Here is a 12,457-nt window from a genome sequence, read left to right as displayed (position 1 = left end):
TCAGCCTCGCATTGCCCGCGCCATTTCGGCGGCTTCCAGGACCACCGCCTGATCGACGCCGGTGTCATAGCCAAGCGCCGTCAGATGTTCGTTCACCGCCTCGGTGGCAACATTGCCCGCCGCGCCGGGCGCATAGGGGCAACCGCCCAAGCCGCCCACCGCCGCGTCAAAGACCCGCAGCCCCATCGACAGCGAGGCGTCGATATTGGCCATCGCCCGCCCGTGGGTGTCATGGTAGTGCCCCGCGAGCCGCCCTGCGGGGACCACGTCGCGCACCGAAAGCAGCATCCGCGCGATACTGTCGGGCGTGCCCGCGCCGATGGTGTCGCCCAAGGAAATCTCATAACAGCCCATCGCAAAGAGCCTGTCGGCCACCCGCGCCACCGCTCCGGGGTCGACCTTGCCGTCATAGGGGCATTCCACCACGCAGGAGACATAGCCCCGCACCGGCATGTCCACATGCCGCGCCTCTTCAAGGATCGGGGCAAACCGCTCAAACGCCTCGTCGATGCTGGCGTTAATGTTCTTCTGGCTGAAACCTTCCGAGGCCGAGGCGAAGATGGCGATCTCATCCGCTTTTGCGGCAAGCGCATCCTCATAACCGCGCATGTTCGGCGTCAGCGCGGCATAGCGCACGCCCTCGGCCCGTGTGATCCCCGCCAGTACCTCGCCCGACCCGGCCATCTGCGGCACCCATTTCGGGCTGACGAAACTGGCGCATTCGATGCGGGCAAAGCCTGCGGCGCTCAGCTTGTCCACCAGCGCGACCTTCTCGGCCACGGGAATCTCGCGTTTTTCGTTTTGCAGACCGTCCCGCGGGCCGACCTCGAAAATCTCACATGGTCCAAGGCTCATTGGCCGCTCTCCTTCCCTGAATGGGCCACAGTCACTCAACCGGCCATGGCGCGTAGAAATCCTCCTCGTAGAGCTTTGCCCCATCGGGCAAGGCCTGTGCGAAGCTGTCACGTTCCGTGATCCGTTCATACCACGCCGCGACCGAGGGGTGGTCATCCAATTTCACGAAATGCCGCGCCATATAAACCGCTTGGCCCACCGAGATATCGGCAGCCGAAAACCCAGAGGTCAACAGGTAGTCGCGGTTCTCCAGCGGTGTCGAGAGCCGCGCCTCCAGCGCGTCGTAGCATTTCCCGATCCGCGCGGCTTCGAGCTTCATCACGATGGGGCTGCGCATGGAATCGTCGCGCAGGGCGATGTGCTGCTGGGTCAGCGCCGCGGTGTGCTGGCTGACGGTTTCCGCAAAATGCACCCAGACCAGCCAAGCCATCCGGTCAGGACTGCCGACAGAACGGCCCATGCGGTCGGGGCTGTAGCGTTCGCAGAGGTACTGCGTAATCGCGCCAGTCTCGAACATGCGCTCGCCATCGATCTCCAGCGCCGGAACCCGCCCCGCGGGCGAGAGGATCAGATATTCCGGATCGCGCAAACTGCGGTCGAAGGCATGAACCTTGACCTGAAACTCCACATCGTCGAGTTCGTGCAGCAGCCAAAGTGTGCGCATCGAGCGGGTCTGGGGGCAGTGGTGCAGCGTAATCATGCGTCTTCCTCGGCTTCCAGCCGCACCAACGCGGCACCGGCTTCGACCTGATCACCGGGCTGTGCCAGTACCTCGGCCACCACGCCATCGCGCGCGGCGAGCAACGAATGCTCCATCTTCATCGCCTCCAGCACCGCCAAGCGGTCGCCTTTGGCGACGCTTTGGCCTACCTCGGCGTCGATGGCGCGGACCAGACCGGGCATCGGGGCCTCAACGATGTTGCCGTCGCCGTGGGCTGCGGCGGCCCGCGCAAGCGGATCAATCACATCAAAGGCGATACCATAGGCGTCAAAGACCGTGACCACGTCGCCAGCAACCGAGACCGTCGGCGCGACATGGCCGTCGATCTTCCAACGTCCACCAATCCGCTCGGCGCGCAGCTCGTGATCGGCCACGGTCCAAAGCTGCATGTTCTCGGACAGCACCCGCACCTTCAGCAAATGCTCTTCGCCATTACGGCCTAGCATCACCTGCCGCCGCAGGGGCCGCCAGAGGTTGAACCCGGCCTCCGGTTGCGGCTGATCCAACCCAAGGGCCGCCATCCCCGCCAGCGCGAAATGCCGCCCCGGCACCTCTGGCTGCGCGGTCAGCGCGTCGATATCCCGCGCAATCAGCCCGGTGTCGACATCGCCCCTGGCAAAGCCCTCATGCCCCGCCAGTGCGCCGAGGAAAGCAAGGTTGGTGACCGTGCCGCCCACCTCGCAGCCCTTGAGCGCCGCGCGCAGGCGCGACAGCGCCACATCGCGTGTAGGCCCATGCACGATAACCTTGGCGATCATCGGATCGTAGAAGGGGCTGATCGTGTCGCCCGCCCGCACGCCGCTGTCAGCGCGGGTCTGGGGCGTGAAGGACAGATGCGTCAGCGTGCCGGTGGCGGGCAGAAACCCCTTCGGCACATCCTCGGCGTAGAGCCGCGCCTCGAAGGCATGGCCGTTGATGTTGAGGTCTTCCTGCGCCTTCGGCAGCGCCTCTCCGGCCGCCACACGCAGCTGCCATTCAACCAGATCGACCCCGGTCACCAGTTCGGTAACGGGATGTTCCACCTGCAGGCGGGTGTTCATCTCCATGAAGAAGAACCCGTCGGTCGACAGGCCGTCTGACCCATCGACGATGAATTCCACCGTCCCTGCCCCGGCATAGCCGATCGCTTCGGCTGCGCGCACCGCCGCTTGGCCCATGGCCGCGCGCATATCTTCTGTCATGCCCGGCGCGGGCGCCTCCTCGATCACCTTTTGGTGGCGGCGCTGCAGCGAACAGTCTCGTTCGAACAGATGCACCGCATGGGTGCCGTCGCCAAAGACCTGCACCTCGATATGGCGCGGCTTAGTCACGAACTTCTCGACCAATACATCCGGGTTGCCAAAGGCGGTCTTGGCCTCCGAGCGCGCCGAGTCGAGCGCCGCCTGAAAGCCCTTCGGCTCCTCGACCAGTCGCATGCCTTTGCCACCGCCGCCCGCGACGGCCTTGATCAACACCGGATAGCCGATCTTCTCGGCTTCCTCAGCCAAAAGCGCATCGTCCTGATCCGCCCCGTGGTAGCCCGGCACGACGGGCACGCCCGCCTCGACCATCAGCGCCTTGGCGGCGTCCTTGAGGCCCATGGCCCGGATCGCCTTGGCCGAAGGCCCAATGAAGGTGAGCCCCGCGGCCGCGACCGCCTCCACGAAATCGGGGTTTTCGCTTAAAAACCCGTAGCCCGGATGGATCGCCTGCGCGCCGGTATCCAGCGCGGCTTGGATGATCACATCGCCCTTCAGATAACTCTCAGCCGGGGCCGAGCCGCCGATATGCACGGCGGCATCCGCCATCGCCACGTGTTTCGCGCCCGCATCGGCGTCCGAGTACACCGCCACGCAGCGCACCCCCATAGCTTGTGCGGTTTCCATCACCCGGCAAGCAATCTCACCCCGGTTCGCAATCAGGATCGTGTCAAACATGCCCTACCCTTTTCATCTCTTTCTGGCTCCGAATATGTTGTGGGATCGCGGAGGGGTGCCCCCCGCTTCGCGCCACAATCACATCCGGAACAAACCAAATTTCGTCGGCTCAATCGGCGCGTTTAGGCTGGCCGAAAGGCTCAGATAAAGCACATCGCGGCTCTTGCGCGGATCGATGATCCCGTCGTCCCACAGCCTTGCAGAGGCATAGAGCGGATGGCTCTGTTTCTCGAACATATCGATCGTCGGCTGTTTGAAGGCGGTCTCTTCCTCCTCGGTCCATGTGTCCCCGGCCCGCTCGATCGCGTCGCGTTTGACGGTGGCCAACACCCCCGCCGCCTGCGCGCCCCCCATGACCGAGATGCGGCTGTTGGGCCATGACCACAAGAACCGGGGACGGTACGCCCGGCCCGACATGCCGTAGTTGCCCGCCCCAAAAGAGCCGCCGACCAGCATGGTGATCTTTGGCACATTGGTGGTGGCCACCGCCGTCACCATCTTAGCGCCGTGGCGCGCGATGCCCTCGTTCTCGTATTTGCGGCCGACCATGAAGCCGGTGATGTTCTGCAGGAACACCAGCGGAATGTTACGCTGGCTGCAAAGCTCCACGAAATGCGCGCCCTTCTGGGCGGCCTCGGAAAACAGCACGCCGTTGTTGGCGATGATGCCGATAGGGCAGCCTTTGACATGGGCAAAGCCGCAGACCAGCGTCTCGCCGAAACGGGACTTGAACTCGTCGAAGCGGCTGCCGTCAACCAACCGCATGATGACCTCGCGGATGTCATAGGGCGTGCGCAGGTCTGCCGGCACCACGCCCAGCATCTCGGCGGGGTCATAGGCGGGCTCTTCGGGGCTGGCCCAATCGACGGTTGTCGGTTTAGTCTTGTTGAGTTGGCCCACCGCGCGGCGGGCCAGCGCCAGCGCATGAGCATCGTCTTCGGCGAGGTAATCGGCCACGCCCGACAGACGGGTGTGCACGTCGCCGCCGCCGAGGTCTTCGGCGCTCACCACTTCCCCCGTCGCGGCCTTTACCAGCGGCGGACCAGCCAGGAAGATCGTGCCCTGCTCCTTCACGATGATCGTCACATCCGACATCGCCGGAACATAGGCCCCGCCCGCGGTACAAGATCCCATCACCACGGCGATCTGGGCGATCCCCTTGGCGCTCATCCGCGCCTGATTGTAGAAAATCGCGCCGAAATGGTCGCGGTCGGGAAAGACTTCATCTTGGTTCGGCAGGTTCGCGCCGCCAGAGTCCACCAGATAGATGCAGGGCAGATGGTTCGCCTCGGCAATCTCCTGCGCGCGGAGGTGCTTTTTCACCGTCATCGGGTAATAGGTGCCGCCCTTCACAGTGGCATCGTTGCAGACCACCATGACCTCATGGCCCTGCACCCGACCGATGCCCGCGATCACACCGGCGGCAGGGGCCGCGTCATCGTAAAGCCCATGCGCTGCCGTGGCGCCGATTTCCAGAAACGGGCTGCCGGGGTCGAGCAGGTTCGCCACCCGCTCTCTGGGGAGCATCTTGCCCCGGCTCTCGTGGCGTGCACGGGATTTCTCGCCACCGCCGAGGGCTGCAGCCTCCGCCGCGTCGCGCACTTCGCTCAGCGCCTTAAGATGCGCCATCTCATTGGCCTTATAGGCATCCGAGGATGGCAGGGCTTGGGATGTCAGTTTCATGTTACGTCCTCATTCTCTCGCGCCGCCAGACGCTTTAGTTCCTTGCGGATTACCTTGCCGGTGACGGTCATCGGCAGGTCCTCCACGAATGCGATCTCGCGCGGGTAGGAATAGCTTGCGAGCCGGTTCTTGACCCAGTCCTGCAACTCTTTCGCGTCCACCTCAGCGCCGGGTTTCAGCACCACATAGGCCTTGACAATCTCGGTCCTGAGCGCGTCGGGCTTGCCGACCACCCCGCAGGTCGCGACAGCGCTATGGGTGATGAGGCAATCCTCGATCTCCGCCGGGCCGATGCGGTAACCAGCGGAGGTGATCACGTCATCCTCGCGGCCCACAAAGCGCAGGTATTCGCCCTCCCAGACGCCCCGGTCGCCGGTCAGCAGCCAATCGCCGTGGAACTTAGCCGCCGTCTCCTCGGGCCGGTTCCAGTAGCGCAGCATCATCGAGGGGGCGCCGCGGCGCACGGCCACGTCACCCTCGGCATCGGTGGGGTGGCCGCCCTCGTCCAGCACGGCGATCTCGAAGCCCGGCACCGGCTTGCCGATGCAACCGGGCTGCGCCGGAAAGTCACCCCCGCAGCTTGAGGCCACCATGTTGCATTCTGTCTGGCCGTAGAATTCGTTGATCTCGAGCCCGAAGGCCTTGCGGCCCCATGCCAGCATCTCGGCCCCCAGAGGCTCGCCGCCACTGGCGACCGAACGCAGGCCGGGCAAGGACACATCCTCGGCTTTCAGCATCCGAAGCGCCGTGGGCGGGAAAAAGACGTTGCGCACCTCACCGCGCGCAATCACATCGGCGCAGCCTTCGACGGTGAATTTCGGCATCCGTGCGGCCACCACCGGCACGCCAAGGGCCAGCGCAGGCATCGCCACATCGAAGAGCCCGCCGATCCACGCCCAATCCGCGGGCGTCCAAAGGCAATCGCCCTCCTGCCCCAGATGATCATGGCTGACCGAAACGCCAGGCAAATGGCCCGAGAGCACCCGATGCCCGTGCAGCGCGCCTTTGGGCGTGCCGGTGGTGCCGGAGGTGTAGATCAGCACGGCGGGGTCTTCGGGGCCAACATCGGCAAAGTCGACCGGATCGCCTGCCGCGCCCACATCAGCCGCCATCCACGGGGTGGCCAGATCGCCCAGCAGGTCGGCGCCTTCGGGATCGGTCAGCACAATCGCACAGCCCGCATCGCCGATCCGGCTGCCCAGCGCGTCACGTTTGAAAAGCTTGAACAGCGGCACAGAGATCGCGCCGATCTTCCAGATCGCCAGATGCGCCGCCGCGCACCATGGCGATTGACTGAGCAAGACACCTACGCGGTCACCGGGGGCCACTTCGGCCTTCAGCGCGCGGGCCAGCCCATCGACCATCTCATGCAGTGCGCCATAGCTCACGTCGCGGCGGGCCGCGCCGGTCAGATCAATGATCGCCAAGGCGTCATCGGGCCGCGCCAAACATTGCGCGGCCATATTGCCCTGCCAGATCGGCCAATCGTCCTGTGTCATATCAGCTTCGATACTCCGGGTTTTCGAAATCAAACCGCGCGCCCGCGTCCCAAGCGTTGCGGTCATTCCCTTTTTGGGGATAGCCGCCTGCTGCTTTCAGCATGCGCGCCAAATGCATCGTGTTCCAAGTCATGATCGTGGTGTTGCGCTGCGTGAATTCGTTGTCGAACCCTGCGCGCTTGCCATCCACATCATCGCCATAAGACGGCCCCGGCCCCGCTTCGCCAATCCAGCCGCAATCAGCCTGTGGCGGAATGCTATAGCCAAGATGGTTCATCGCGAAACCGGTGGTCATGGCGACATGTTTGATGCCGTCTTCGTTGCCCGTGACCACCGTGCCGCCGACCTTACCGTAAAAGACCGACTGGCCCTTGTCGTTCAACTTGCCGCTCATAGCGTAGAGCCGTTCGATCAGCACCCGGCAGGTGCTGCTTTCCTCACCCAGCCAGAGCGGCGTGCCGATGATCAGGATGTCGGCGGCCAGCACCTTCTCCCAGATCGCGGGCCAATCGTCTTGGTCCCAGCCGTGCTCGGTCATGTCCGGATAGACGCCCGGCGGCACTTGGTGGTCGAGAAGATAGAGGTGTTCAACGGCGACGCCCTGCGCCTCCATAATGCCCGCGCTGGCGTTCATCAGAAGTTGGGTGTGGCTGTCGCCCGGTGTCTTCTTGAGCGAGCAGTTCACATAGAGCGCTTTGAGTTCGGAAAAGTCAGTCATCGCCAAGTTCCTTCTTCAGTTGCTCCAACTCCCGGTCGAGGAAGAAAGAGGTGATGGAGCGGATGATGACCAGCATCAACAGGAAGAGCAGGTCCGCAAACCGCAGGCTGATCGCGGTGTGGATCACGTCCGACACGATGAAAAGCTCCAACCCCGCTAGGATGTAGCGCCCCAGTTCGATCCGCTCGCGGTTGGTGCGGCGCACCCGCTCCGCGCCCTTTTGGGCGATCTCGGCAATCGTCACCCCGGTCAGGAAACGCGCCGCGCCGATCAGCAGCAGAATGATGGCCGCGATGTCGATGACCGCCGCGAGGATCTCGAACCCCTCAATCAGCCACGGCAGAAAATGGTGCATCACACCGCCTTCTGTCTCCAGTTTTATCAGGTTCTCCATCCTGATCCCTCCGTCCTGTCAGGCCGACACTTCGTGACGCGGTTAATAGGCCGCCCCCAGACGCAGAGCCTGTTCGGCCGTCATCTGCATCAGGCAGGCCAAGGTTGCAGGCCCGCCGCCCGTGCCACCGCCCCATTGGCTGCGTTCATAATCGCAGGCGGCATCGCGAAAGGTAATCCACGCGCGCTGCATGTCACGCAGGGCCTCGGCCTGAGAGGGCAATTCCGGTTGGTAGAGCGTGGCATCCTCATCGGCCGATTTGGACTGCACCATCCGCGCGCGGTAGTTCTCGTTCAGCAAGCCGTCCCAAAAGGTCAGCTCTGCGTCCAGACAGCCGCCCATGCCATAGGTCGAATAACCGCCCGGCGCTTCCATGCAGAGGTTTGACGACAGCCCGATACAGGCGCGCTGGTCGGAGAACTCTTGCGCCCCGGCCAGACATTCTGCGGTGGCGGCGTCGGAATAGGTGATTTCCTGCGCGGCCACTGGCCCCGCAAGAAGCGCACAGGCCAGCAGCGCGGCGCGCATCACATGGCCCCCATCATCTCACGGCCCACCAACATGCGGCGGATTTCCGAGGTGCCCGCGCCAATCTCCATCAGTTTGGCATCGCGGAAGATGCGGCCCACGGGATTGTCACTGAGATAGCCCGCGCCGCCCATCGCCTGCACCGCCTGATGCGCCTGCACCATCGCCTGCTCAGAGGCATAGAGGCAGCAAGCCGCCGCGTCCTGACGGGTCACGTCGCCGCGGTCACAGGCCTGCGCGACACTATAGACATAGGCCCGGGCCGAGTTCATCGCGGTATACATATCCGCCATCTTGCCCTGCATCAGTTGGAAATCCCCGATCCGCTGACCGAATTGCTTACGCTCGGCCATATAGGGCATGATCTCATCCAGACAGGCGGCCATGATGCCAAGGCCGATGCCCGCCAGCACCACGCGCTCATAGTCGAGGCCCGACATCAGCACTCGCACGCCCTTGCCCTCTTCGCCGAGGATATTTTCGAACGGCACTTCGCAGTCTTCGAAGATCAACTCGGCGGTGTTCGAGCCGCGCATGCCGAGCTTGTCGAAATGGTTCGAGGTGGTGAAGCCCTTCATCGACTTTTCGATCAGGAAGGCGGTGATGCCCTTTGAGCCCGCCTCGGGGTCGGTCTTGGCATAGACGACCAGCGTCTCGGCATCCGGCCCGTTGGTGATCCAATATTTGTTGCCGTTCAGACGGAAGTGATCGTTCCGCTTTTCGGCATTGAGTTTCATGCTGACCACGTCACTGCCCGCACCCACTTCGGACATCGCCAGCGCGCCGACATGCTCGCCAGAGCAGAGCTTCGGCAGATACTGCGCCTTTTGCTCAGCAGTGCCGTTGAGCTTGATCTGGTTCACACAAAGGTTGGAATGCGCGCCGTAAGAGAGCGAGACCGAAGCAGACGCCCGGGCGATCTCTTCCACAGCGACCGTATGGGCGACATAGCCAAGGCCCGAGCCGCCGAATTCTTCTTCGACGGTCATGCCCAAAAGGCCCAGTTCTCCCATTTCGGTCCAAAGCTCTGGCGGGAATTCGTTCTTGCTGTCGATCTCGGCCGCCATCGGCTTGACGCGTTCCTGCGCCCAGCGATGCACCATCTCCCGCATGGCCGCGACGTCTTCTCCCAGATCAAACTGCATACTTGCGTTGAACACGGCTTCTCCCCCCGATTTATTGAACGCTTGTTCATTACCTACCGCCCCGTCCGCTTTGCGTCAAGCGGCGCGATGTGGAACCGCGCTGCGCCGCGGCGGGTTGACCCTGCGACCAAGCGAACACTACAACAAAGCGAGATGCAAATGAGCGATGATCTGAAAAAAGAGTTCTGGGACCGTCTGGACGACACCCGCGCCGGGATGCTGATGACCAAGACCGCACGTGCGATTCCGATGACCCACTACATCGACGAAGACGACCGTTCCGCCGTGCTGTGGTTTATCACCGCCAAAGGCACCGATCTGGCAAAATCTGCTGAGGGCCGTGCAGCGGCTGAGTATCTAATCGCCAGCAAGGACGAATCCCTTTGGGCGCGGATCGACGGCCATGTCTCTGCCGTGACCAACCCGACTGAGTTGGACAAGATCTGGAACGCCATCGCGGGCGCGTGGTTTGAGGACGGCAAGCAAGACCCCGATGTGCAACTGATCCGCTTCGACCTGACCGAGGCCGAGGTCTGGGCCACCGACGGCGGATTCAAATTTCTCTATGAGATCGGCAAAGCCCAACTGACCGGCGAGAAACCCGATATGGGCAAACACGGCACGATCCGCTTCTAAGCTTAGCCGCGTCCGGCGAAAGGCAGGAATTCGCCCCCGTTAACGTGGCGAATTCCTGTTCCAGTAAGGGGACCTCGGCGGGGGTCGGCCTGCACCGGTGCAACCTCCCGTGCCGGATCACCGCCCCCGCCGTCTCAATCGCACCGTCAGGGATCGGCTCGTGCCGCGTGAAGCTGCCGGGGAAACGCTCTGCCGTCAGGCGGCCTTACCGATCAAACGCTCAATGACCTCCGGCAGGTCGGCAAAATCGTTCAACAGGGCTTCGGGCTCCAGCGCTGCCATGTCCTCGCCCGAGGGGCCAAAGGTCACCAGCACACAGGGCACCCCGGCGGCTTTGGCGGTTTTGCGGTCGGTGTCGCTGTCGCCGACCAATACGCATTGCGCCGGATCGCCGCCGGCACGCCGCGCGGTTTCGAACAGATGCTCGGGGTCGGGTTTGCGCACGTCCAGACTATCGGCCCCCAGCATCGCGCCGAATGCATCCCGCACGCCAAGGCGGGTCAGCAGCAGCTCTGCCAAAGCCTCGGGCTTGTTGGTGCAGATCGCCACGCGGTAGCCTGCGGCCTTAAGCGCGGCCACCGCCTCCATCGCGCCGGGGTACATGATGGTATGGGTGTCGATGTCGCGGCCATAGGCTTCGAGCAGCATGGGATAGTAGTGGTCGATCATCGCTGCGTCATCGGCACGGCCCAGCTTTTGCATTCCCAGCGTCAGCATGGCCCGCCCGCCGCGCAGCGCGGTGCCCGCATCCTCGGCATGAACCAGCACATCGCCCTCGCCCATGTCACGGAAACAGGCGTTGGCGGCCGCGATCAAATCGCCCGAAGTATCGGCCAAAGTGCCGTCGAGATCAAAAACCACTGTCTTCACTGGGTACTCCTTGGGCGGAACCCCGCCTTGTAAAATGGCATCGTGTTGCAGACCGCAATCTAGTTTGATGGGCCACAACCTTGCGCCTTTGTGCGAAGCGCGTAAAGAGAATGCAAGCTGAAGGACAAAGAGATTTACATGGAAACTGCACTGATCATCCTTGCCGCGGGCAAGGGGACACGGATGAACTCGGACCTGCCAAAGGTGCTGCACCGCGTCGCCTCCGCCCCCATGCTCGAACACGCCATGGCCGCGGGCGCCATGCTGGGCCCCCGTCATACGGTTGTGGTGGCGGGCCATGGGGCGGATCAGGTACGCGCGGCGGCGACCCTCTTTGACGAGGATGCGCAGGTGGTCGAACAGACCGAACAGCTGGGCACCGCCCATGCGGTGGCACAGGCCCGCCCGGCGCTGGAAGGTTTCGACGGTATGGCGCTGGTGCTCTACGGCGACACGCCCTTCGTGCAGCCCGAGACACTAGAAAAGATGCAAGAAGCTTTGACCACCCATGATGTGGTGGTGCTGGGGTTCGAAGCCGCCGACCCCGCCCGCTATGGCCGTCTGGTGATGCAGGGCGACACGTTGGAGCGTATCGTTGAGTTCAAAGACGCCTCGCCCGAGGAACGCGCCATCACCCTGTGCAATTCCGGCGTGGTGGCTTGCAAATCCGAGCTTCTGTTCAATCTGATCGACAAAGTGGGCAATGACAACGCCTCGGAAGAATACTACCTCACCGACATCATCGGCCTTGCCCGTGCCGACGGGCGCAGCGCCACCGTGGTCACCTGCACCGAGGCCGAGACGATGGGCGTGAACTCCCGCGGCGACCTCGCCCGGGCCGAGGCTGCGTTCCAATCCCGCGCCCGCGCGCTGTTGATGGAAGACGGCGTGACCTTGGTCGCCCCCGAAACGGTCTTTCTATCCCGCGACACCTATATTGGCCGCGACACGGTGGTGGAACCCAACGTCGTCTTCGGCCCGAATGTGACCGTGGAATCCGGCAGCACGATCCGCGCCTTCTCGCATCTCGAAGGGTGCCATGTCTCACGCGGCGGCGTGGTCGGCCCCTACGCCCGCCTGCGCCCCGGCGCGGAATTGGCCGAAGATGTGCGCATCGGCAATTTTGTTGAGGTGAAGAATGCGCAGATCGCCGAAGGGGCCAAGGTCAACCACCTGAGCTACATCGGCGATGCCACCGTAGGCGCGCGGAGCAACATCGGGGCGGGCACGATCACCTGCAATTATGACGGCGTGATGAAACATCACACCACCATCGGCGCGGGCGCTTTCATCGGGTCGAACACCATGCTGGTGGCCCCGGTGACAATCGGCGAGGGCGCGATGACCGGCTCGGGCTCGGTCATCACATCAGACGTAGAGCCAGAGGCGCTGGCCCTGTCGCGCGCGCCGCAGATCGAAAAACCGGGCATGGCCCGCAAAATGTTCGAAATCTTAAAGGCCAAAAAGGCAAAAATGCAGAGGGGCAGCTAAA

The 12,457-nt window shown here is 63.4% G+C and carries 12 protein-coding genes; 2 read left to right on the top strand and 10 right to left on the bottom strand.

What is annotated here, in order from left to right:
• The 9 genes from J3456_RS03465 to J3456_RS03425 form a co-directional block, all read right to left on the bottom strand.
• On the bottom strand, positions 1–855 hold the full coding sequence (locus J3456_RS03465) for a hydroxymethylglutaryl-CoA lyase (RefSeq protein ID WP_349578913.1): 855 nt from the start codon (positions 853–855) through the stop codon (positions 1–3).
• 31 nt (positions 856–886) lie between these two features.
• Positions 887–1,555: a glutathione S-transferase family protein gene (locus J3456_RS03460; protein ID WP_067625719.1), complete on the bottom strand. Its 669-nt coding sequence runs from the start codon at positions 1,553–1,555 to the stop codon at positions 887–889.
• Entirely contained in the window at positions 1,552–3,492 is a 1,941-nt protein-coding gene (locus J3456_RS03455) for an acetyl/propionyl/methylcrotonyl-CoA carboxylase subunit alpha (protein WP_349578912.1), read from the bottom strand. The genes J3456_RS03460 and J3456_RS03455 overlap by 4 nt, the downstream gene beginning before the upstream one ends.
• Positions 3,493–3,570: 78 nt before the next feature.
• Positions 3,571–5,175, bottom strand: a complete 1,605-nt coding sequence (locus tag J3456_RS03450; RefSeq protein ID WP_349578911.1) for a carboxyl transferase domain-containing protein — start codon at positions 5,173–5,175, stop codon at positions 3,571–3,573.
• On the bottom strand, positions 5,172–6,674 hold the full coding sequence (locus tag J3456_RS03445) for an AMP-binding protein (protein ID WP_349578910.1): 1,503 nt from the start codon (positions 6,672–6,674) through the stop codon (positions 5,172–5,174). Before J3456_RS03445 ends, J3456_RS03450 begins: the two co-directional genes overlap by 4 nt.
• Position 6,675: 1 nt before the next feature.
• Positions 6,676–7,392: a flavodoxin family protein gene (locus J3456_RS03440; RefSeq protein ID WP_349578909.1), complete on the bottom strand. Its 717-nt coding sequence runs from the start codon at positions 7,390–7,392 to the stop codon at positions 6,676–6,678.
• Entirely contained in the window at positions 7,385–7,786 is a 402-nt protein-coding gene (locus J3456_RS03435) for a DUF1622 domain-containing protein (protein WP_349578908.1), read from the bottom strand. The genes J3456_RS03440 and J3456_RS03435 overlap by 8 nt, the downstream gene beginning before the upstream one ends.
• A gap of 42 nt (positions 7,787–7,828) precedes the next feature.
• Positions 7,829–8,314, bottom strand: a complete 486-nt coding sequence (locus J3456_RS03430) for a lysozyme inhibitor LprI family protein (protein ID WP_349578907.1) — start codon at positions 8,312–8,314, stop codon at positions 7,829–7,831.
• Positions 8,314–9,474, bottom strand: coding sequence for an isovaleryl-CoA dehydrogenase (locus J3456_RS03425; protein WP_349578906.1), 1,161 nt, complete (start codon positions 9,472–9,474; stop codon positions 8,314–8,316). The genes J3456_RS03430 and J3456_RS03425 overlap by 1 nt, the downstream gene beginning before the upstream one ends.
• 144 nt (positions 9,475–9,618) lie before the next feature.
• Here J3456_RS03425 and J3456_RS03420 point away from each other — a divergent pair, with 144 nt between their 5' ends.
• Entirely contained in the window at positions 9,619–10,095 is a 477-nt protein-coding gene (locus J3456_RS03420; RefSeq protein ID WP_349578905.1) for a pyridoxamine 5'-phosphate oxidase family protein, read from the top strand.
• A gap of 195 nt (positions 10,096–10,290) precedes the next feature.
• Here the strand turns inward: J3456_RS03420 and J3456_RS03410 are convergent, their stop codons facing one another.
• The gene (locus tag J3456_RS03410; RefSeq protein WP_349578903.1) at positions 10,291–10,965 is read right to left on the bottom strand and encodes an HAD-IIIA family hydrolase; all 675 of its coding nucleotides are present in this window, start codon (positions 10,963–10,965) and stop codon (positions 10,291–10,293) included.
• 138 nt (positions 10,966–11,103) lie between these two features.
• Between J3456_RS03410 and glmU the strand changes: the two genes are divergently transcribed.
• Positions 11,104–12,456: a bifunctional UDP-N-acetylglucosamine diphosphorylase/glucosamine-1-phosphate N-acetyltransferase GlmU gene (gene glmU, locus J3456_RS03405; protein WP_349578902.1), complete on the top strand. Its 1,353-nt coding sequence runs from the start codon at positions 11,104–11,106 to the stop codon at positions 12,454–12,456.
• Position 12,457: the final 1 nt, after the last annotated feature.

Origin of the sequence: Sulfitobacter sp. NFXS29 (assembly GCF_040148765.1) — a bacterium.
GTDB lineage: Bacteria > Pseudomonadota > Alphaproteobacteria > Rhodobacterales > Rhodobacteraceae > Sulfitobacter.
The sequence above is the reverse complement of the archived record's forward strand: the minus strand, read 5'-3'. Positions and strand labels throughout refer to the sequence as shown.